This window comes from Streptomyces sp. NTH33, assembly GCF_003236365.1.
GTDB lineage: Bacteria > Actinomycetota > Actinomycetes > Streptomycetales > Streptomycetaceae > Streptomyces.
Window position 1 is genome coordinate 1 of sequence record NZ_POTZ01000087.1, and the last position, 19,638, is coordinate 19,638.

The following is a 19,638-nucleotide window of genomic DNA, read 5'->3' on the forward strand; positions in this document are numbered from 1 at the left end:
CCGTCGCCGCCGCCAGCTTCACCCGCCGGTCGGCGGGATCGGGCCGCCGCTCCACCAGCCCCCGCGCCTCCAGCCGGTCCACGATCCCGGTGACGTTCGACGGCTCGCACTTCAGCTTCTGCGCCAGCTTCCGCATCGGCAGCGGCTCCAGCGACAGCAGGCTCAGCAGCCTCGCCTGCGCGCCGGTCAGGGCGTGCTCCCCGGCGGCGTCCTCGTAGTCCTCGTGGAAGCGGGCCACGACGTCCCCGATGAGCTCGACGACCTCCAGGGTCAGTGCGTCGGGACGGCGGGTGTGCGGTGCGGTGGCCATGGCGCCCAGGGTACCCGCTTACTTGACAGCCTGAAATATTCAGGCGAATGATTGTTTCACAACCTGAAGCAAGTGAGGCAGACGGAAAGGCGCTGTCATGATCAACCGCGAGTGGCATCTGATCGGCCGCCCGGTCGGCCGGCCGAAGCCCGAGGACTTCGCCCTGGTCGAGACGGAGGCCCCGCAGCCGCGCGAGGGCCAGGTCCTCGTACGCAACGAGTACCTCTCCGTCGACCCCTACATGCGCGGCAGGATGAGCGCGGCCAAGTCGTACGTGGCCCCCTACGAACTGGGCAAGGCCATGCAGGGCGGCGCGGTCGGCGAGGTCGTCGCCTCGAACGCCGAGGGCGTCGCCGTGGGCGACCACGTCCTGCACTTCGGCGGCTGGCGCGAGTACGCCGCCGTGGACGCGCGGCACGCCGTCAGGGTCGACCCGGAGGCCGCGCCCCTGTCGGCGTACCTCGGCGTACTCGGCATGACCGGGCTCACCGCCTACGCGGGCCTGCTGCGCACCGCCTCCTTCAAGGAGGGCGACATCGTCTTCGTCTCCGGCGCGGCCGGTGCGGTCGGCAGCCAGGTGGGCCAGCTCGCCAGGCTGAAGGGCGCCGCGCGGGTGATCGGCTCGGCCGGCTCCGACGAGAAGGTAAAGCTGCTGCTGGAGGAGTACGGCTTCGACGCCGCCTTCAACTACCGGAACGGCCCCGTGAGCGAGCAGCTGCGCGCCGCCGCCCCCGACGGCATCGACGTCTACTTCGACAACGTCGGCGGCGACCACCTGGAGGCCGCCATCGGCTCCCTCAACCAGGGCGGCCGCATCGCCGTCTGCGGCATGATCTCGGTCTACAACAACACCGAGCCCGCCCCCGGCCCGAGGAACCTCGCCCGCCTCATCCAGACCCGCGGCCGCATCGAGGGCTTCCTCGTCGGCGACCACTACGACCTGCAACCGCAGTTCGTGCGCGAGGTCGGCCCCTGGGTGCGCGACGGCCGCCTGAAGTACCGCGAGACGGTCGTCGAGGGCATCGAGAACACCCTGGAGGCCTTCCTCGGCGTCCTGCGCGGCGACAACATCGGCAAGATGCTCGTCAAGCTCTGACGCCCCGGGCACCCGTTCCCCGGGGTTCCGCCCCACGGTGCCTTCTTCCCGGGCCGCCGGACACGACCGCGGGCGCGAGGCGCGGCAGCCGGGTTCACCCCGTGTCCCGCGCCGCCAGTACCGCCCTGTGCACCGCCCGTGCCAGCCGGTCGTTCTCCGGGGCCGCGCCGCCCGGGAAGGCGAAGCGGCGGCGGGTGTAGCCGTAGGCCAGGCCGGTCGACGGGTCGGCGAAGGCCTGGGAGCCGGCCACGCCGCTGTGGCCGACGGTGCCCGCGCCGAGGAACGGGTGCCAGGTGTCGGAGGTCGCCTGGAAGCCGAGGCCGAACGACTTGTGGGCGCGCTGCACCAGGTCGTACCCGGCGGAGTGGATCTGGCCGAACTCCGCCACCGTGTCCGGCTTGAGCAGGGGCGCCTTTCCGTCCACCTCGCTGATCATCGCCGCGTACAGGCCCGCGAGGCCGCGTGCCGAGGCGACGCCGCCGACGGAGGCCGGGCCCTTGGCGCGGACCAGGCGGTCGTTCGGGAGGGTCTGCAGGTCGGTCGGCTCGGGCCCCTGGCGGTTGAAGGCGATGGAGGCGAGGCTGTGCGGACCCTCGGGCAGGGCGTCGAGGAGGGCCTGCTGCTCGGGGGTCGGCGCCATGGGCTGCGTGGGACGGTAGCGGGGCTCCCGGGCGGCGGGCAGGCCCAGGTGGAAGTCCAGGCCGTAGGGCGCGCGGACGCGCTCCTCGTGCAGCTCCTGGATCGTACGGCCCGTCGCGCGCCGTACGATCTCGCCGGTGAGCGCGCCGATGACCAGGGCGTGGTAGCCGAACGCGGTGCCGGGACGCCAGAACGGCCGCTGGTCGGCGAGGCGTTCGGCCATCGCGCGGTCGTCGGCCAGCTCGGCGGCCGTGAAACCGGTGCCGGTGCCGACCACGCCCGCGCGGTGGGCGAGCAGGTCGCGCACGGTCAGCGCGCCCTTGTCCTCGGCCGCGAACTCCGGCCAGTAGTACGTCACTCTGCGGTCCAGCTCCAGCGTGCCGTCCTGCACGAGCAGCGCGACCACGAGGTGGGCCGCGCCCTTGGTCGACGAGTACGCCGCGTACAGCGAGCCACCGCCGGCGTCGTCACCGTCCGGTACGGCCCACAGGTCGACCACCGGCCGACCGTGGACGTAGGCGCACAACTGCCCCTCGTAGTCCGGCTGCTGCGACATCACGAACGCGGCGAACTCCTCGCGCACCGGCTCGTAGCCGTCGGCGACGGTGCCGTGGATCTCCTGAGTCATCCGCTCTCCTCAGCCTGACCGCTGCTCACCGGTGACACAGCGGTTCCCTCGGATCGGTACGGTGACGCATGCCCGTTCGACTCAACAGCGGCCGGCAGGAGAGGCGGCCACGGGCCCTCGTTAGAGTTTTCCCATGCGTGATCTCGGGGTGGGTTTCGGGTACCTCCTGAAGGGCCAGCGGTGGATGGCGCGGCACAGGAGGTCGTACGGCTTCGGGCTGCTGCCCGGACTGATCACCCTCGTCCTGTACGCCGCGGCGCTGACCGTGCTCGCCCTGTGGGGCGAGGACGCCGTCGGCTGGGCGACCCCCTTCGCCGACGACTGGCCGAGCCCCTGGCCCGGACTCTTCCGCGGCCTGCTGACCGCCGTGCTGTTCGCCCTCGGCCTGCTGCTAGCCGTGGTCACCTTCACCGCGGTGACCCTCCTGGTCGGCCAGCCCTTCTACGAGAGCCTGTCCGAGCAGGTCGACCGGGACGTGTCCGCCGACGGCACGGCGCCCGAGTCCGGGCTGCCGCTCTGGCGCGAGCTGTGGATCTCGGGCCGGGACAGCCTCCGCATCCTGGTCCGGGCCGCGTTGTGGGGGCTGCTGCTCTTCGGGCTCGGGTTCCTGCCCTTCGTCGGGCAGACGGTCGTCCCGGTGATCGGGTTCTTCGTCACCGGGTTCTTCCTCACCGAGGAGCTGGCCGCCGTCGCCCTCCAGCGCCGGGACGTCGCACTCCGCGCCCGCCTGAAGCTGCTGCGCTCCCGCAAGCTGCTGGTCTGGGGCTTCGGCACACCGCTCGGCCTGGCCTTCCTGGTGCCGTTCCTGGCGGTGTTCCTCATGCCGGGCGCGGTCGCGGGCGCCACCCTGCTCGCCCGTGACCTGCTGGGCGAGGAGACGGACGGCACGGCCGTCCCGGAACACGAGAAACACGGTGGAAGCCGTAAGGCTTTGTGAAGGTTCGTACGAGGTTGCGGCGGGGTAATGGATCACCGACCGCTCCGTCACCATGACGGTTAACGTCTGACCGGCACAGTCCTGCCCACGAGCAGCCCCGGTCCGGGACCTGACCCTGGACCGGGGCTCGTGTGCCTGTACGCGTGCGCGGTCAGCGCGCCGAGAAGCCGTACACCGTCTCCGAGCGGAAGACCTCACCCGGGCGGAGTTCGGTGCTCGGGAACCGGGGGCGGTTGGGGGAGTCCGGGAAGCGCTGGGTCTCCAGGGCGATCCCGTCGCCCGGGGCGAAGGGATCGCCGAGGTGGTCGGCGGTGTAGAGCTGGAGGCCCGGCTCGGTCGTCGACACCGTCAGGACCCGGCCGGACGCCGGGTCGTACAGCTCGGCCACCTCCACCGGAGCGTGCGTGACGCCCTTGTCCAGGACCAGGTTGTGGTCGTAGCCGGAGCCCACCTCGCGGGCCCGGCGGAAGTCGAAGCGGGTGCCCGCCACCTCCGCCAGGTCGCCGGTCGGGATCAGGTCCGCGTCGACCGGGGTGTAGCGGGAGGCCGCCAGCCGCAGTTCGTGACCGCCGGCGTTCCCGGAGCCGCTGAGGTTCCAGTACGAGTGGCTGGTGAGGTTGACGACCGTGGGCGCGTCCGTGACCGCCGTGTACGTGATGTGCAGGGCGCCCGACGCGTCCAGGGCGTACGTCGCCGTGACCTCCAGCCGGCCCGGGAAGCCCTCCTCGCCGTGCGGGCTGGTCCGGCTGAGGCGTATGCCGTGCCCGACCGGCGTCACCTCCCACAGCCGCTTGTCGAAGCCCCGGCCGCCGCCGTGCAGCGAGTTCGTCCCCTCGTTCCGTTCCAGCGCGTACGTCCGCCCGTCCAGCGGGAAGCGGCCGCCGGCGATCCGGTTGGCGTACCGCCCGATCAAGGCGCCCAGGAACGGCTCCGGGTGGGCCAGATAGCCGTCCAGTCCGGAGAGGCCCAGCACCACGTCCGCCGTGCGCCCGTCCCGGTCCGGCACCTGGACCGACTGCACGATCCCGCCGTACGACAGCACCCGCACCCGCACCCCGGCCCGCTCCAGTGTCCAGCGGTGCACAGCGGTGCCGTCGGGAAGCGTGCCGAAAAGTTCACTCATGCGGAAAACCCCGGATCCCTGGATCCCCGGACCACGTCCGTCGTCACGGGTTCCTCGCGGTGACGGTCCGGTAGGCGATCTCGGCCAGCCGCGCCTGCCCGTTCCGGCTCGGGTGGAACCAGTCCCAGCGGCTCAGCTGCTCGGTGCCGAACCGGTAGTCGAAGACCGCGTTGTTGTCGAAGCGGCAGAGGCGGTCCTTGGCGCAGACCTCCTTCAGCACCGTGTTGTACGCCTTCACCCGCGCCTGCACCGTGTCGCGCCGCTGGGTGGCCGCCGCGTCCAGCGCGTCCGCGTCGCCCAGCATCGACGGGCAGATGCCGAGCTTCCAGATCTGCTTGCCCAGCGCGTTCGTACGGCCCTCGGACCACAGCCGCTTCAGGTCCGGCACGCTGGCGACGTACACCTGCGTCTTCGGCAGCGCCCGGCGCAGGGTGTCCATCGCGGTCTGGAACTCGGCCCGGAAGTCCGCCACCGGCGTCATCGCGGCCGGCGAGTCCCGGCAGGCGTCGTTGGCGCCGGCCATCACCGCCACCAGCTCCGGCTTCTTCCGCACGGCCCGCGCCACCTGGTCGTTCAGATCGGCCATCCGGGACCCGGTCACCGCGTAGTTCCAGCTGCGCCGGGCCGCCCCGGTCACCCCCAGCAGCCGCACCGCCAGGCTGTTGACCGAGGCGTCGCTGCCCGTCGCCCACGACACCTCCGGGCAGTCCGTCAGCACCATGCACGCGTCGAAGCCGCGGGTGATGGAGTCGCCGATCGCGGCGATCGAGTCCGGGTCGCGGTTCCATTCGGGTGACGGCGTGGCGGACGGGCGGGACGCCCTGGCGCCGGTGCCCGCCCCGGAGGCGTGGCCACCGACGGCGTCGCAGCCCGCGGTGGCCAGCACGGCCGCCGCCACCACGGCGTGAGCGGCCCGAGTACGGTGACGTCGCTTCCGCATGCCCTGGTGCTCCCCTCGGTCGTCGAACAGTGTTCCCCCTCCATGAGAACGCGCGAGGGTTCCCGCCCCCACTCGAGTGGGCGGCTCGCACCCGTACAGGCGTCCCCCCGGGTGAATGGAGGGCGTTTCCTGCCGCCCGGACCGACGGTACGTCACACTCCTTGCGCCCTCTCACGGTAGCCTCGCCATCAACGTGGCCTTCAGCGCCACCGTTGTCCGCCTGCCCGCCCCTGTCCCGCTCTGTCCGGAGGTCCCGGTGACGACACGTGGAGTTCTGTACGTGCACTCCGCGCCGCGCGCGCTGTGCCCGCACGTCGAGTGGGCCATCGCCGGCGTGCTCGGCACACGCGTCAGCCTGGACTGGATCCGGCAGCCCGCCTCCCCCGGCACCTGGCGCTCGGAGTTCTCCTGGCAGGGCCAGGCCGGTACCGCCTCCAAGCTCGCCTCCGCGCTGCGCGGCTGGCAGCTGCTGCGCTTCGAGGTCACCGCCGAGCCCTGCTCCACCGCCGAGGGCGAGCGCTACAGCTGCACCCCCGACCTCGGCATCTTCCACGCCGTCACCGGCATCCACGGCGACATCCTCATCCCCGAGGACCGTCTGCGCGCCGCCCTCCTGCGCTCCCAGCAGGGCGAGACCGACCTGGAGGCGGAGATCGCCAAGCTCCTGGGCAAGCCCTGGGACGACGAGCTGGAGCCGTTCCGCTACGCGGGTGAGGGAGCCCCGGTCCGCTGGCTCCACCAAGTGGTCTGACAGGTTCTTGGGCAGCCCCCGGGCAGCCTTCCCGGACAACAGCAGGGCCCCCACCGGTCGGTGGGGGCCCTTCACGTGCGTACGGGAGCTGCTCAGACCGTCCGGAACGCCAGCACCACGTTGTGCCCGCCGAAGCCGAACGAGTCGTTCAGCGCGGCGATGCGGCCCTCGGCGGGCAGCTTGCGCGCCTCCCCGCGGACCACGTCCGCGTTCGCCTCGGCCTCGGGGTCGATGGTGTCGATGTTGATCGTCGGCGGGGCCACCCGGTGGTACAGCGCCAGCACCGTCGCCACCGACTCCACGCCGCCCGCGCCACCGAGCAGGTGACCGATCATCGACTTGGTCGCGGAGACCGCGATGTGGTCGGCGTGGTCGCCGAAGACCTTGCGCAGCGCCTTCAGCTCGGCGATGTCGCCGGCGGGCGTCGAGGTGGCGTGCGCGTTGACGTGCACGATCTCCGCCGGGTCCAGGTCGGTGCAGTCCAGCAGGTGCTGCAGGGCGTGCGAGATGCCCCGGCCCTCCGGCTCCGGCTGGACGATGTCGTGGGAGTCGGCGGAGATGCCCTGGCCGACCGCCTCCGCGTAGACGCGGGCGCCGCGCCTGGCGGCGTGCTCGGCGGACTCCAGGACGAGCACACCCGCGCCCTCGCCGAGGACGAAGCCGTCCCGGTCGACGTCGTAGGGGCGCGAGGCGCCCTCGGGGTTCTCGTTGTTCTTGGACATCGCCATCATGTTGCCGAACGCGGCGATGGGCAGCGGGTGGATCGCCGCCTCCGTACCGCCGGCGACGACGACGTCGGCGCGGCCGGTGCGGATCATCTCGATGGCGTAGCCGATGGCCTCGGCACCCGAGGCGCACGCGGAGACCGGCGTGTGCACGCCCGCGCGGGCGCCCACGAGCAGGCCCACGTTGGCCGAGGGGCCGTTCGGCATCAGCATGGGGACGGTGTGCGGGGAGACGCGGCGTACGCCCTTCTCCTTCAGCACGTCGTACTGGTCCAGCAGGGTGGTCACGCCGCCGATGCCGGAGGCGACGACCGTGCCGAGCCGGTCCGGGTCGACGTCGGCGCCCTCACCGGCCTTGCCGGTGAAACCGGCGTCCTTCCAGGCCTCCTGGGCGGCGACCAGCGCGAACTGCGCGGAGCGGTCCAGGCGGCGCGCCTGCGGCCGCGGAATGACCTCGGTCGGCTCCACGGCCACCCGGGCCGCGATACGGACGGCCTGGTCGGCCGCCCACTCCTCGGTCAGGGGCTTCACACCGGACTTGCCGGCGACCAGTCCCTCCCAGGACGAGGCTGCGTCGCCACCCAGCGGTGTGGTTGCGCCGATACCGGTGACGACCACGGTGCGATTGGTCGAGCTCACGGGAATTCTTTCTCCAACGGATACGAGGATTCGTACGGCGCCACCGCCGGGTGGCGGGGCAGTCAGCCCAAGGCTGTGATCGGTCGATCAGCCCTGGTGCTTGAGGATGTACTCGGTCGCGTCGCCGACCGTCTTGAGGTTCTTGACGTCCTCGTCGGGGATCTTGACGTCGAAGCGCTCCTCGGCGGCGACGACGACCTCGACCATGGACAGCGAGTCGACGTCCAGGTCGTCGGTGAAGGACTTGTCCAGCTGGACGTCCTCGACCGGGATTCCGGCGATCTCGTTCACGATCTCCGCGAGACCGGCGACGATCTCTTCCTGAGTGGCGGCCATGTCGGCGCTCCTTCGTAACTGTTTCAGAGGGTGTGGCGCCCGCCGCGGCAGCGGCAGGTGGTGCGGCTCCCGTGCCGGAAACATGATCCGGCACGGAGTGCCTAGGGGAGGGTAACGACCGTCGCGGCGTAGACGAGACCCGCCCCGAAGCCGATGACGAGCGCGGTGTCGCCGCTCTTCGCCTCGCCGGTCGCCAGGAGCCGCTCCATCGCGAGCGGAATCGAGGCGGCCGAGGTGTTGCCGGTGGTGCGGATGTCACGGGCGACCGTGACGTGCTCCGGCAGTTTGAGGGTCTTCACCATCGAGTCGATGATCCGCACATTGGCCTGGTGCGGGATGAAGACGTCCAGGTCGTCCGGGCTGATCCCGGCCGCGTCCAGCGCCTGCTGGGCGACCTTCGCCATCTCGAACACGGCCCAGCGGAACACCGCCTGGCCCTCCTGCGTGATCGCGGGGAACTTGACGTTGCCCTCGCTGTCCAGGGGAAGCTCGGAGACGTCGCCGGTGGGGGCGCCCCCGCTCGAGCGAATTCGAGAGTGGGGGAGGAATCGGTCCCACGGCACGGTCTGCTTGATGACCTGGGCCTTGTCGCCCTCCGAGCCCCACACGGTCGGGCCGATCGCGGGCTCCTGCGAGGGGCCGACCACGACCGCGCCGGCGCCGTCGCCGAACAGGAAGGCCGTGGCCCGGTCCTCCAGGTCGGTCAGGTCGGACAGGCGCTCCACGCCGATGACGAGGACGTACTCGGCCGAACCCTCGACGACCATGCCCTTGGCCAGGGTGAGGCCGTAGCCGAAGCCGGCACAGCCCGCCGAGATGTCGAAGGCGGCCGCCTTGTTCGTGCCCAGCCGGTCGGCGATCTCGGTGGCGATCGCCGGGGTCTGGCTGAAGTGCGAGACGGTCGAGACGACCACGGCACCGATCTGCGAGGCGTCGATCCCGGCGTCGGCGATCGCCTTGCCGGAGGCCTCGACCGACATCGCCGCGACGGTCTCCTCGGGCGACGCCCAGTGCCGGGTCTCGATGCCCGAACGCGAGCGGATCCACTCGTCGGACGAGTCGATCTTCTCGAGGATCACCTCGTTGGGCACCACCCGCGTGGGCCGGTAGCCGCCCACGCCGAGGATGCGCGCGTACGGGGCTCCCTTGGCGGGCTTGATCTTCGGCATGATCGTCGGCTCCTCAGGGGTCGTCAGGCGTGCTCGGAGATGAGTTCGCGGGCCGCGTCGAGGTCGTCGGGGGTCTTCAGCGCCAGCGTCTTCACGCCGGGCAGCGCGCGCTTGGCCAGACCGGTCAGCGTGCCGCCGGGGCACACCTCGATCAGGGCGGTGGCGCCGAGCTCCTTGAAGGTCTCCATGCACAGGTCCCAGCGGACCGGGTTGGCGACCTGTCCGACCAGCCGCTCGACGACCTCGGCGCCGCTGTGCACGGCCCGGCCGTCCTTGTTGGAGACGTAGGTGACCTTGGGGTCGGTGGGCGTGAGCGCCTTGGCGGCCTCGGCCAGTTTGTCGACCGCGGGGGCCATGTGGTGCGTGTGGAAGGCACCGGCCACCTTCAGCGGGACGACCTTGCGCACGCCCTCGGGCTTGTCCTCGTTCAGCGCGGCGAGCTGCTCCAGGGTGCCGGCGGCCACGATCTGGCCGGCGCCGTTGACGTTCGCCGGGGTCAGGCCCAGCTTGTGCAGGTGCGCGACGGACACCTCCGGGTCGCCGCCGAGCAGCGCCGACATGCCCGTTTCGGTGATCGCGGCGGCCTCGGCCATCGCCAGACCACGCTTGCGGACCAGGGTCAGCGCGGCGGTGTCGTCCAGGACGCCCGCGAACGCGGCGGCGGTGATCTCACCCACGCTGTGGCCCGCGACCACGCCCGCACCGATGTCACCCAGTGCCGCGGCCGACAGCAGACCGGCGGCCACCAGCAGCGGCTGGGCCACCGCGGTGTCGCGGATCGCGTCCGCGTCGGCCTGCGTCCCGTAGTGGACGAGGTCCAGTCCGATGGCGTCCGACCAGGCGGTCACACGGTCGGCGGCACCGGGCAGTTCGAGCCAGGGGGTCAGGAAGCCGGGCGTCTGGGCGCCCTGGCCGGGAGCGACGAGTACGAGCACTCTCACACTCTCTCTTGGGGACGGCCGGGGCCGCCCGTGAGGACAGGGACGAAGAACACGAAGGGGTTTTGTGGACCCCCGACAAAAGCCTAGGCCTGGGGATCTCCATCGGCCAGACGCCCCAGGATCAGTGCGATCCGCAGCGTGAACGCGGATCGTACATCGGAGGGCGACCAACCGGTGACGTCTGTCACACGTCGGAGCCGGTAGCGCACGGTGTTCGGGTGAACGAAGAGCATTCTCGCCGCGCCTTCGAGGCTGCTCGCCTGCTCCAGATAGACGCTGAGAGTTTCCAGCAGGGCCGACCCGGCCTCCTCCAGCGGTCTGTAGATCTCCTCCACCAACTGCTCGCGCGCGCCCGGGTCACCGGCGATGGCACGCTCCGGCAGCAGATCGTCGGCCAGCACCGGCCGCGGCGCGTCCTGCCAGGCGGAACACGCCTTCAGCCCGGCCGCCGCGGCCTGCGCGGACCGGGTGGCGGCGAGCAGATCGGGCACGACGGGCCCGGCGACCACGGGGCCCGGGGCATAGGGCCCGATCAGCGACTTGGCCACGCCGAGCGGATTGTCACTGCCCCCCGCGATCACGACCAGCCGGTCCCCGAGCACCCCGGTGAGCACCTGCAGCTTGGCGTGCCGGGCGGCCCGCCGAATGGCCTCGACGGTCAGCTCGGAGTCCCCGTCGGGCGCCGTGCCCAGCACCACGCACACATGCTCGGGCGAGTTCCACCCCAGGGCGGAGGCCCGGGACACGGCCCCTTCGTCCGCCTCCCCGCTGAGCACGGCGTTGACGACCAGCGACTCCAGCCGGGCGTCCCAGGCACCGCGTGCCTCGGCGGCCTGGGCGTACACCTGGGCGGTGGCGAAGGCGATCTCACGGGCGTAGACGAGCAGCGCCTCGCGCAGCACGCCCTCGTCCCCGGGCGCCGCCACCTCGTCGATGGCCGATTCCATGACCTCGATCGTGGTGCGCACCATCTCCACGGTCTGCCGCAGCGTGATCGCCCGGGTCAGCTCGCGCGGGGCGGTGCCGAACACATCGGTGGAAATGGCCTGAGGCGCGTCGGGGTGCCGGAACCACTCGGTGAAGGCGGCGATACCCGCCTGGGCGACCAGACCGATCCAGGAACGGTTCTCCGGGGGCATCGCCCGGTACCACGGCAGCGTCTCGTCCATGCGAGCGATGGCCTGCGCGGCCAGTGACCCGGAGGACTTCTCCAGCCGCTTCAGGGTCGCGGCATGCGGATGGGGGGCGCGGTGCGCTGCGGCGTGGCTCTGGTGGGTTTCGGGTTCGGGCACGGGGACAAGACTGCCTCATCCGGACGTCAGTGCGTGCCGCCGGGTCGGGACCTGGGCTTCTCCGGGCCTCACGGCCTCACGGCCGGGGACTACGGTGGTCTCCGTGACGACGGAAGCGACGACGAAGTGACGGCGGAAGTACGGCGTGCGGCGGAGCGCTACCAGGGCGGCGACGCGGCGGCCGGAATCACCTCCCGGCACGCCTTCTCCTTCGGCCCGCACTACGACCCGGACAACCTCCGCTTCGGCGCCCTGATCGCCTGCAACGAGGAGCACCTGGCTCCCGGCGCCGGCTTCGACGAGCACCCGCACAGCCACACGGAGATCGTCACCTGGGTCGTCGAGGGCGAACTGACCCACCGCGACTCCACGGGCCACGAGACGGTGGTCCGCCCCGGCGACGTCCAGCACCTGAGCGCGGCGGCCGGCGTCCGCCACGTGGAACGCAACGACGGCGGCGCCCCTCTGACCTTCGTCCAGATGTGGCTGACCCCACTCCACCCCGGCGGCGAACCTCACTACGAGGTCGTACGCGACACCACCTTGTGCACCGTCCCGGAGGCCGGCGCCACGCTCCACGTCCGCCGCCTGGCGCCGGGGGAGCGGACGGCGGTGCCGGACGCGGCGTACGTGTACGTCCATGTCGTACGGGGCGAAGTACGGCTGGGTGAGGAGCGGTTGGGCCCAGGGGACTCGGCGCGCCTCACCGGCGCCGAGGACTTGGAGGCGGTGGGCGCGACGGACGCGGAGCTGCTGATGTGGGAGATGGACGGCCGGTGAGCCGCGGTGACGCTCCGGCCGCCGGAGCGACCGCCGCAACATGCCGACGCGGTGACAGGTGAACGACTCGTACGTCTCGCCCATGAGGTGGCGAAGACAGTCCCGGTCCTCCGTCGCGCCGGCACGCACCTCCCGCAAGCCGTGCAGGGGCCAGAACGCCCGGTCCTCGATCCACGGCACCACGGTGGGTTCCTCGTCGAGCCGGCCCCGCAGGTCGGCTGTGCCGACAGGCTCGGGCAGCCCCTGCCGTGGTCGCCTGTCCGTGCCAGGAGCGCGTACCGCCGGCACGGCGTCGGGCCGGGTGTCCGGCCCGTCTCGGCGGGGCACTCCGCGGGCCGCCGCTTCTTCGGAGGTCGCCACGGACCTCGGACCGGAACACGAAGGGCTTGACCGCCTGCACCTCGTCGTGGGGCACGCCCCCTCGACGCCCGGTCGGGAGGCACCTCCCTCTCTGAAAAGCGGGAGCATCCCGGCCCCCAGTGTTCACATGCCGCTCATTTGAGTACGTGAGGTGCATTCACCTGCCGTGTGCTCACCTTTTCAGCAGGGTGGGTGCCATGAGCCCCCTCCTGGGAGATCGCGTCCCGCCGGGTGGCGTAGCCGGTCAGGTACATGGAATGCGCAGCTCACCGCAGCATCGACACGGCTCAGAGGCGTCAGCGGCGCTGACAGCAGGCCGGCCGCGCGCGATGGGGGCCATTGCCTCATGGGGTGGCCGACGTACGGCTTACCGGAACGCGTCGAGCAAGGTCGCTTGCACCACGAGGAGGGACACGATCCCTCTCCCTCGAAGTAGACATCAGTTTCAATTCTCGGCTCGGCTCCGTCGCAGGCCAGAAAGAAGGCCGTCTCCGCCCATTCGGAGAGGTACGAACCGTGGCCGGCGCCTGTGGGGGCACCGGCCACTTCCCCGTCCCCGGCCGATTCAGCGCACCCCGCTTGCCTTTTTGCGGAGTTCCCCACCAAACTGCTCGACCAGTTCCTCGCCGTCGGCGATGTCAACGGCCCTCTGGGCGTCGGCAGGGACGTCCAGAGGGCGGGCGCGTTGCCCTACCGCAGGCCGTCGACGAAGGCCTGCCAGGCACCGGCGCCTACGGTGACGATCGGGCCGGACGGGTTCTTGCTGTCGCGGACCGGGACGGCGCCGGCAGGGTGGCCGTCGGCGACCTCGACGCAATCGCCGCCGGTGTTTCCGCTGTAGCTGGACTTACGCCACTGTGCGTTCCCCAGGTCAGGACCGGTCTCCATAGCGTTCCTCCATCACGCGGGCGATCAGTGCCGCCGAGTCCTCCACGGAGAGGGCTGCGGCCTGCAAGCGAGCGTAACGGAGCGCGGCCTCCCTGAGGGTCTCGGGGTTGGCCGTCATGTGACCGGAGATCAGGTCCTCGGTGTAGACGATGTCCGGGTCGTCGTCGAAGCGGAGTGAGTTGAACGAGCCGGCCAGGCTGGCGTGTTCGCCCGCCGAGTTCGGCAGCACCTGCACGTGCAACCATCGATGGCCCGTGAACTCCAACAGGCGGGCGAGTTGGCGACGCATGACCTCGCGGCCGCCGATCGGCCGCAGCAGCACCGCCTCGTCCAGGATCACCCAGGTCAGCGGCGGCTGCTCGCGTTCCAGGATGCGCTGTCGTTCCATCCGGGCCGCCACCAGGCCTTCCAAGTCGTCCGGCATGCCCGTGGCGAGTACCGACCGTGCGTACTCCTCCGTCTGCAGCAGCCCGTACACCAACTGGGCCTGGTACGTGGAGATGTACGTCGCCTTCGCCTCCATCTCTGCGTACGGCTGGAACCAGGTGGGGAGTTGGCTGCGCAGGACCAGGCCGACGAGGCGGGAGAACACGCCGTCCGTGCCGAGGGCCGCGTCGACGCGCTCGGAGAAGTCGCGGGTGGGGACCTTCTTCGTGGTCTCGATCTGGCCGATCAGCGACCCGGTGCAGAAGATGATGTTGCCGAGCTGGCCCTGCTTGAGACCGTGGGCTTCGCGCTGGCGGCGTAGTTCCCAGCCGTAGTAGTCGAGCGGGGAAGCGGTCGGGTCGAGCGTCTGGATGTTGGCCACGGCGGCACCTCACTTCGGAACTACGCGCTGCAACGCCTCACGGCGTTCGTTTCTTTCCGTAGTGGAACGTAAGCACACAGTCGCAGGCTTGTGGCGTGAATCACGCAATTGGTCCGCGCGGGGCGGACATCGACAGTGAGTACCGCGCCGAGTTCGCCGTCGGCGAGCACTCGGCCCGGCACCTGCGCCGCATCCTGCGGCTCTACCTCACCGGCTCCGGACTGGACGGCGTGGCCGATGCCGCCGAGCTGGCGCTCACCGAGCTGGTCGCCAACGTCGTACGGCACGTGCCCGGTCGGTGCTGTCGTATCTGCTTCCTGCTCCAGCCCGGAGGGGTACGGGTGGAGATCGCCGACGACTGCCCGGAGCTGCCGGTGCGGGCGAGCGGTGATCCGCTCGCGAACGGTGGGCGCGGGCTGGTGCTCGTGGCCGCCGTCACCGACCGGTGGGGTGTCACCGTCCGCCCCGACCGGCGGGGCAAGACGGTGTGGTTCGAGTGCCTGGTCGGCGGAGGCAGTGCAGCTTCGCCGGCACCCGGATTGTGACACTGCCGAACGGCGACCACGGTCAGTGGCCACCGATACCGACAGCGCGGGAATGCTCGCGCAGTTCGTCGAGTCGTGCCTGGTCGATGCCCAGGCCAAGCAGATCTGGAAGGAGCTGATGATGCCGGTCAACTACTTCTTTCGGCACCCGGTGGCCGAGCAGGTGCGCGAAGAGGGCCGGGAAGAAGGTCGGGTCGAGGAGAGTGCCGAGATGACGCTCAGCATTCTGGAGTGGCGCGGTATCCCGGTGCCGGACGCCGTCCGGGAGCGGGTGCTGGCGTGTGCGGACCGCGAGCAGCTCAAGGCCTGGGCCCGGCGAGCGGTCCACGCCACGCATGCGGAGGACCTGTTCGCGCAGGACGGCGCCGGGTCGGTCTGAGGGCGGCCGGGGCCGGCCGGTGGTGTGCCGGCCGGTGGTGTCAGCGCAGTTCCGCCAGTACCGCGTCCGTGAAGGGCGGCCACGCCTCGATCGCCCACGGGCCGAAGGCGCGGTCCGACAGGGCGACGCAGGCCGCGCCCGCGTCCGGGTCGATCCACAGGAACGTGCCGGACTGGCCGAAGTGGCCGAAGGTGCGGGGGGAGGAGGAAGCGCCGGTCCAGTGGGGGGACTTGGAGTCGCGGATCTCGAAGCCGAGGCCCCAGTCGTTGGGGTTCTGGTGGCCGTAGCCCGGCAGGACGCCCTTGGTGCCGGGGTACTGGACCGTCATCGCCTCGGCGACCGTGCGGGGGTCCAGCAGGCGCGGGGCCTGGATCTCGGCGGCGAAGCGGAGCAGGTCGTCGACCGTCGAGACCGCGTCCTTCGCCGGGGAGCCGTCCAGGGTCGTCCGCGTCATGCCCAGGGGGGTCAGGACCGCCTGGCGCAGGTACTCCGTGAACGGGATGTCCGTCGCCTTCGCCACGTGGTCGCCGAGCTGCTCGATGCCGGCGTTGGAGTACAGCCGCCGTTCGCCGGGCGGGGCCATCACCCGGTGTTCGTCGAAGGCCAGGCCCGAGGTGTGGGCCAGCAGGTGGCGGACGGTCGCGCCGGGCGGGCCGGCCGGTTCGTCCAGTTCGATCGCGCCCTCCTCGTACGCCACGAGCACCGCGTAGGCCGCCAGCGGCTTCGTGACCGAGGCGAGGGGGAAGCGCCGGTCGGTCGGGCCGTGGGTGCCCACGACCGTGCCGTCCGCGCGGACCACGCCCGCCGCGGCGGTGGGGACCGGCCAGTTCTCGATCGACGCCAGACTCTTCAACGACATGACATCGAGCCTATGCGGCTCACAGCTTCAACCTCATCGAGGGGTCCGGCTTGCGCACGAAACCCAGCTCGGCGTAGAGCGGCTCGGCCTCGGCGGACGTGTTGAGGTCGACGTGCGCCGCGCCCCGCTCCCGGAACCAGTCCAGCAGCGCGTCCATGCACGCGCGTGCGTATCCGCGGCGCCGGGCGTCCGGATCGGTCGCGACGCTGAAGACGTATCCGACCCGCCCGTGCGGGTTGTCGGCCCGTCCGATCCGGTACTCCAGCCTCCCGGCCACCAGCGCGGCCAGCGCCCCCGGCCGCTCCGGGTGGTCCACGACGAAGGCGGCGAAGTCCCCGTTCGGGTCGGCCAGCTTCGCGCGCAGGGTGGGCAGGGACTTTGCGTGCCAGTCGGTGGAGGGGTCGGTGCCGTGGACCGAGTCGATCATCACCTGGCGCAGTCGCAGCACTTCCGCGGCGTCGGCGGGCCCAGCGCGTCGTACGAGACTCATGCCCCGCACGCTAGCCACCCACCCGTCCCGCGTCCCCCGCTTTTTCCGGCCGGCAGGCCGGGTTCGCTTGCCTGGAGTGCGCTCCAAGGTCATAGCGTGGAGGTCATGACGGTGACGCAGACCACGGCCGTGACCACCGAGGAGACCGAGCGGGCCCCCACCCGTACCGACCTCTGTGCCGCCGGGCCCCGGCGGCACCCGCGCCCCGACGGGCAGGACAGGTACACCATCAGCGAGGTCGTCGCCTTCACCGGGCTGACGGCCCACACCCTGCGCTGGTACGAGCGGATCGGCCTGATGGCCCACGTCGACCGCTCGCACACCGGACAGCGCCGCTACACCAACCGCGACCTGGACTGGCTCGACCTCGTCGGCAAGCTGCGGCTGACCGGCATGCCGGTCGCCGACATGGTCAGGTACGCGGAGCTGGTGCGCGCGGGCGAGAGCACGTACGGCGAGCGGCACGCGCTGCTCGAGGCGACCCGCCGGGACGTCCTGGCCCGGATCACCGAACTCCAGGACACGCTCGCGGTACTGGACCGCAAGATCGGTTTCTACGCGGACGCCGGACGCCACCACGGAGCGGAGAGGAACGGCACTCGATGACCGACAGCAGGATCCCGACGGTACGGCTCGGCGAGGGCGGACCGGAGGTGGGCGTTCAGGGCCTCGGCTGCATGGGCATGAGCTTCGCCTACGGCCCCTCGGACGCCGAGGAGTCCCGCGCCACCCTGGAACGGGCCCTGGAACTGGGCGTGACGCTCTACGACACGGCGGACGCCTACGGGCAGGGCGAGAACGAGCGGTTCCTCGCGCCGTTCCTCAGGGCGCACCGGGACGAGGTCGTGATCGCCACCAAGTTCGCGCTGGTGATTCCGCCGGACGAGCCGACCAAGCGGATCATCCGGAATGATCCGCCGTACATCAGGCAGGCCGTCGAGGCGAGGCGGTTTCCATCGGTGGTTGCGAATCACCAGGTCAACGGCGTTGGAGGAAGTCTCTCATAGCCTCGGCAGGCGTCCTGTCCCCGAGAACGAGACGGGGGCGCCGGTTGAGCTGCCGCGCGACTTCCCGAAGGTCTCGAGCGGTGTGCACAGATAGATCACTGCCCTTGGGAAAGTACTGCCTGAGCAGGCCGTTGGTGTTCTCGTTCGTTCCGCGTTGCCAGGGCGAGTGGGGGTCGCAGAAGTAGATCCGGAAGCCGGTGAGGGCTTCGATCTCCTCGTGCAGTGTGAGTTCGCGTCCTTGGTCCCAGGTGAGGGTCTTCCGCAGCTGGGACGGGATGTGGGCAGTCTGGGTGACGAGCGCGTTGCGAACCTGGGGAGCCTTCCAACCCTCGGGGAGATGGATGAGATGGACGTACCGGGTGGTCCGCTCAACCAAGGTGCCCATCGCCGAGGCCTGGTTGCGTCCGATGATGAGGTCGCCTTCCCAATGCCCGGGAATAGTACGGTCGTTGACCTCGATTGGGCGCTGGTGAATCAGTGTCATATTCTTGATCTTGTTGGGTGTGGGGACGCCTCGGCGCTGCTTCTTGCGGCGGGTGCGGCCGGTGCGGAGCTTGCCGTCCCGGCTGCCGAGCAGGCCGGCGAACAGCGCCCGGTAGATCGTCTCGGGGCATGCCTGCATCGTCGGATCGTCGACGTGCGTGCGGGCGAGGAAGCGAGAGATCTGCTGGGGCGACCACTTCTCGGTGAGCTTCTCGCGGATCACCGTTCGTAGCGACTCGCCGCTGCGGATCTTCTCCTCCTTCGGACGCTGTCTGCGCAGGAGGGCCTGGTTGTGCGCCCACCAGGGCTGGTAGCTCCCGTCCGGCTTACTGTTGCGCTTGATCTCCCGGTAGACGGTCTGGAAGCTCTTGCCGATGGAGGCTGCGATCTCCTTCACGCTCCGCTTCGTGTGTAGGCCGTCGGCGATGGCGATGCGGTCGTCCTGGGTGAGGAAGCGCGGGGATATCGGGCCCTGGTCTGGAGCAAGCATCCCTCCAGCTTCCAGGAACCACTTCGAACCGCAGCTGGTGGAGACCCCGACCACTCGGGCCGCCGCCGCACCCTTGTACCCCTCTCTCAGTAGCTCGAAGTACCGCTTCTTGATCGAGGTCGGCATCTTGTTGGGGGCGTAGCGAGGCATCCGAACATCCCTGTCTCGGGGTGTTCGCAACCACCGATGGAAACCGCCCGAGCCTGGAGCGCCTGGGCGTCGACGCGATCGACCTCTACTACATGCACCGGCGCGACGTGAACGTCCCGATCGAGGAGAGCGTCGGGACCATGGCCGACCTGGTGCGCGAGGGGAAGGTCAAGCACCTGGGGCTGAGCGAGGTCACCGCCGACGAGCTGAGGGCCGCGCAGGCCGTGCACCCGATCGCCGCCGTGCAGTCGGAGTGGTCGCTGTTCAGTCGGGACATCGAGGCGCACGTGGTGCCGGCGGCGGCCGATCTGGGGGTGGCGCTGGTGCCGTACTCGCCGCTGGGGCGAGGATTCCTGACCGGGAGCTTCGTCGACGCGGAGAAGGAGCTGAGCAGCGACGACTTCCGGCGCACCATGCCCCGCTTCCGGGGGGAGAACGCGGCCGCCAACGCGGCGCTGCTGGAGCCGGTTCGTGCGGTCGCCGCCGCCCACGGGGCCTCGCTCGCGCAGATCGCGTTGGCCTGGGTGCAGCAGCGGGCGTCCGTGCACGGGCTTCCGGTCGTGCAGATTCCGGGTACGCGCAAGCCGAGCCGGGTGGAGGAGAACGTGGCGGCGACGCGGATCGTCCTGACGCAGGAGGAGCTGTCCTCGCTGGAGCCGATCGCCTCCAAGGTGGCCGGCACCCGGTATCCCAACATGTCGTTCGCTTCGGAGGGGCGGGAATAGGCGGAAGAGGGGTGGCTGCCCGTAGCCAGGACATGGCTACAGCTCCGCCAGCAGCTGCGCCTTCTTCACCGAGAACTCCTCGTCCGTCACCAGCCCCGCCTGGTGGAGTTCCCCCAGGTGGCGTATCCGGTCCGCGATGTCCGCGGGG

21 protein-coding genes and 3 pseudogenes are annotated in these 19,638 nt (G+C 70.9%); 9 read left to right on the forward strand and 15 right to left on the reverse strand.

Annotated elements, in window-relative coordinates; all coding sequences use genetic code 11:
• Positions 1-310, reverse strand: a 310-nt coding sequence (locus C1I97_RS11705) for a MarR family winged helix-turn-helix transcriptional regulator (protein ID WP_111003156.1), incomplete at its 3' end; no start/stop codon positions are given.
• Positions 311-407: 97 nt separating this feature from the next.
• Here C1I97_RS11705 and C1I97_RS11710 point away from each other — a divergent pair.
• Positions 408-1,406, forward strand: a complete 999-nt coding sequence (locus C1I97_RS11710) for an NADP-dependent oxidoreductase (protein WP_111003157.1) — start codon at positions 408-410, stop codon at positions 1,404-1,406.
• Positions 1,407-1,500: 94 nt separating this feature from the next.
• Here the strand turns inward: C1I97_RS11710 and C1I97_RS11715 are convergent, their stop codons facing one another.
• Complete coding sequence (locus C1I97_RS11715; RefSeq protein WP_111003158.1) at positions 1,501-2,673, reverse strand: serine hydrolase domain-containing protein; 1,173 nt, start codon at positions 2,671-2,673, stop codon at positions 1,501-1,503.
• 133 nt (positions 2,674-2,806) lie between these two features.
• On the opposite strand from C1I97_RS11715, the gene C1I97_RS11720 reads away from it, so the two are divergent.
• Entirely contained in the window at positions 2,807-3,610 is an 804-nt protein-coding gene (locus tag C1I97_RS11720) for an EI24 domain-containing protein (RefSeq protein WP_111003159.1), read from the forward strand.
• A 151-nt stretch (positions 3,611-3,761) separates the two neighbouring features.
• Here C1I97_RS11720 and C1I97_RS11725 read toward each other — a convergent pair whose 3' ends face one another.
• Together C1I97_RS11725 and C1I97_RS11730 are read right to left on the reverse strand one after the other, a co-directional pair.
• A complete protein-coding gene (locus C1I97_RS11725; RefSeq protein ID WP_111003160.1) occupies positions 3,762-4,733 on the reverse strand; it encodes an aldose epimerase family protein in 972 nt (323 codons plus the stop codon).
• 43 nt (positions 4,734-4,776) lie between these two features.
• A complete protein-coding gene (locus tag C1I97_RS11730) occupies positions 4,777-5,673 on the reverse strand; it encodes an SGNH/GDSL hydrolase family protein (protein WP_111003161.1) in 897 nt (298 codons plus the stop codon).
• Positions 5,674-5,929: 256 nt separating this feature from the next.
• Between C1I97_RS11730 and C1I97_RS11735 the strand changes: the two genes are divergently transcribed.
• Entirely contained in the window at positions 5,930-6,424 is a 495-nt protein-coding gene (locus C1I97_RS11735; protein ID WP_111003162.1) for a DUF3145 domain-containing protein, read from the forward strand.
• 92 nt (positions 6,425-6,516) lie between these two features.
• On the opposite strand, the gene fabF is transcribed toward C1I97_RS11735, so the two are convergent.
• From fabF to fasR, 5 genes are all read right to left on the reverse strand, one after another.
• Positions 6,517-7,788 (reverse strand): beta-ketoacyl-ACP synthase II, encoded by a 1,272-nt coding sequence (fabF, locus tag C1I97_RS11740; protein ID WP_111003163.1) that lies wholly within the window; start codon positions 7,786-7,788, stop codon positions 6,517-6,519.
• Between the two features lie 87 nt (positions 7,789-7,875).
• Entirely contained in the window at positions 7,876-8,124 is a 249-nt protein-coding gene (locus tag C1I97_RS11745) for an acyl carrier protein (protein ID WP_073951948.1), read from the reverse strand.
• 101 nt (positions 8,125-8,225) lie between these two features.
• The gene (locus C1I97_RS11750; protein WP_111003164.1) at positions 8,226-9,293 is read right to left on the reverse strand and encodes a ketoacyl-ACP synthase III; all 1,068 of its coding nucleotides are present in this window, start codon (positions 9,291-9,293) and stop codon (positions 8,226-8,228) included.
• Positions 9,294-9,316: 23 nt separating this feature from the next.
• Positions 9,317-10,228, reverse strand: coding sequence for an ACP S-malonyltransferase (locus C1I97_RS11755; RefSeq protein WP_111003165.1), 912 nt, complete (start codon positions 10,226-10,228; stop codon positions 9,317-9,319).
• An 89-nt stretch (positions 10,229-10,317) separates the two neighbouring features.
• Positions 10,318-11,526 carry a fatty acid biosynthesis transcriptional regulator FasR gene (fasR, locus tag C1I97_RS11760; RefSeq protein WP_111003166.1) on the reverse strand — a complete coding sequence of 403 codons (1,209 nt, stop codon included), beginning with the start codon at positions 11,524-11,526 and terminating at the stop codon, positions 10,318-10,320.
• A gap of 126 nt (positions 11,527-11,652) precedes the next feature.
• Here fasR and C1I97_RS11765 point away from each other — a divergent pair, with 126 nt between their 5' ends.
• On the forward strand, positions 11,653-12,306 hold the full coding sequence (locus C1I97_RS11765) for a pirin family protein (RefSeq protein WP_111003172.1): 654 nt from the start codon (positions 11,653-11,655) through the stop codon (positions 12,304-12,306).
• A 1,050-nt stretch (positions 12,307-13,356) separates the two neighbouring features.
• Here C1I97_RS11765 and C1I97_RS11770 read toward each other — a convergent pair.
• Positions 13,357-13,554, reverse strand: coding sequence for a DUF397 domain-containing protein (locus tag C1I97_RS11770; RefSeq protein WP_111003167.1), 198 nt, complete (start codon positions 13,552-13,554; stop codon positions 13,357-13,359).
• A complete protein-coding gene (locus tag C1I97_RS11775) occupies positions 13,538-14,362 on the reverse strand; it encodes a helix-turn-helix domain-containing protein (protein ID WP_111003168.1) in 825 nt (274 codons plus the stop codon). Before C1I97_RS11775 ends, C1I97_RS11770 begins: the two co-directional genes overlap by 17 nt.
• A gap of 95 nt (positions 14,363-14,457) precedes the next feature.
• Between C1I97_RS11775 and C1I97_RS11780 the strand changes: the two genes are divergently transcribed.
• Positions 14,458-14,907, forward strand: coding sequence for an ATP-binding protein (locus tag C1I97_RS11780; protein ID WP_111003169.1), 450 nt, complete (start codon positions 14,458-14,460; stop codon positions 14,905-14,907).
• A gap of 34 nt (positions 14,908-14,941) precedes the next feature.
• Positions 14,942-15,286, forward strand: a pseudogene (locus tag C1I97_RS11785) (hypothetical protein); the annotation flags it as partial.
• Between the two features lie 40 nt (positions 15,287-15,326).
• Here the strand turns inward: C1I97_RS11785 and C1I97_RS11790 are convergent.
• Complete coding sequence (locus tag C1I97_RS11790) at positions 15,327-16,145, reverse strand: serine hydrolase domain-containing protein (protein ID WP_111003170.1); 819 nt, start codon at positions 16,143-16,145, stop codon at positions 15,327-15,329.
• Between the two features lie 19 nt (positions 16,146-16,164).
• On the reverse strand, positions 16,165-16,635 hold the full coding sequence (locus C1I97_RS11795) for a GNAT family N-acetyltransferase (RefSeq protein ID WP_111003173.1): 471 nt from the start codon (positions 16,633-16,635) through the stop codon (positions 16,165-16,167).
• 105 nt (positions 16,636-16,740) lie between these two features.
• Here C1I97_RS11795 and C1I97_RS11800 point away from each other — a divergent pair, with 105 nt between their 5' ends.
• Together C1I97_RS11800 and C1I97_RS11805 are read left to right on the forward strand one after the other, a co-directional pair.
• Complete coding sequence (locus C1I97_RS11800) at positions 16,741-17,241, forward strand: MerR family transcriptional regulator (RefSeq protein WP_111003174.1); 501 nt, start codon at positions 16,741-16,743, stop codon at positions 17,239-17,241.
• Positions 17,238-17,579: pseudogene (locus C1I97_RS11805) on the forward strand (aldo/keto reductase); the annotation flags it as partial. The gene C1I97_RS11800 and the pseudogene C1I97_RS11805, both read left to right, overlap by 4 nt.
• A 34-nt stretch (positions 17,580-17,613) precedes the next feature.
• On the opposite strand, the gene C1I97_RS11810 reads toward C1I97_RS11805, so the two are convergent.
• On the reverse strand, positions 17,614-18,765 hold the full coding sequence (locus C1I97_RS11810) for an IS30 family transposase (RefSeq protein WP_111003171.1): 1,152 nt from the start codon (positions 18,763-18,765) through the stop codon (positions 17,614-17,616).
• 50 nt (positions 18,766-18,815) lie between these two features.
• On the opposite strand from C1I97_RS11810, the pseudogene C1I97_RS11815 reads away from it, so the two are divergent.
• Positions 18,816-19,490: pseudogene (locus C1I97_RS11815) on the forward strand (aldo/keto reductase); the annotation flags it as partial.
• A gap of 36 nt (positions 19,491-19,526) precedes the next feature.
• Here the strand turns inward: C1I97_RS11815 and C1I97_RS11820 are convergent.
• On the reverse strand, positions 19,527-19,638 hold a 112-nt coding region (locus tag C1I97_RS11820), incomplete at its 5' end, for an SHOCT domain-containing protein (RefSeq protein WP_146608195.1).

What these genes read in the sequence shown, in the direction of transcription:
- C1I97_RS11725 (WP_111003160.1), bottom strand. Translation starts at nt 4,733, where the DNA reads ATGAGTGAACTTTTCGGCACGCTTCCCGACGGCACCGCTGTGCACCGC.
- C1I97_RS11770 (WP_111003167.1), bottom strand. Translation starts at nt 13,554, where the DNA reads ATGGAGACCGGTCCTGACCTGGGGAACGCACAGTGGCGTAAGTCCAGC.
- C1I97_RS11800 (WP_111003174.1), top strand. Translation starts at nt 16,741, where the DNA reads ATGACGGTGACGCAGACCACGGCCGTGACCACCGAGGAGACCGAGCGG.
- C1I97_RS11715 (WP_111003158.1), bottom strand. Translation starts at nt 2,673, where the DNA reads ATGACTCAGGAGATCCACGGCACCGTCGCCGACGGCTACGAGCCGGTG.
- C1I97_RS11810 (WP_111003171.1), bottom strand. Translation starts at nt 18,765, where the DNA reads ATGCCTCGCTACGCCCCCAACAAGATGCCGACCTCGATCAAGAAGCGG.
- C1I97_RS11745 (WP_073951948.1), bottom strand. Translation starts at nt 8,124, where the DNA reads ATGGCCGCCACTCAGGAAGAGATCGTCGCCGGTCTCGCGGAGATCGTG.
- C1I97_RS11720 (WP_111003159.1), top strand. Translation starts at nt 2,807, where the DNA reads ATGCGTGATCTCGGGGTGGGTTTCGGGTACCTCCTGAAGGGCCAGCGG.
- C1I97_RS11730 (WP_111003161.1), bottom strand. Translation starts at nt 5,673, where the DNA reads ATGCGGAAGCGACGTCACCGTACTCGGGCCGCTCACGCCGTGGTGGCG.
- C1I97_RS11710 (WP_111003157.1), top strand. Translation starts at nt 408, where the DNA reads ATGATCAACCGCGAGTGGCATCTGATCGGCCGCCCGGTCGGCCGGCCG.
- C1I97_RS11795 (WP_111003173.1), bottom strand. Translation starts at nt 16,635, where the DNA reads ATGAGTCTCGTACGACGCGCTGGGCCCGCCGACGCCGCGGAAGTGCTG.
- C1I97_RS11750 (WP_111003164.1), bottom strand. Translation starts at nt 9,293, where the DNA reads ATGCCGAAGATCAAGCCCGCCAAGGGAGCCCCGTACGCGCGCATCCTC.
- C1I97_RS11790 (WP_111003170.1), bottom strand. Translation starts at nt 16,145, where the DNA reads ATGTCGTTGAAGAGTCTGGCGTCGATCGAGAACTGGCCGGTCCCCACC.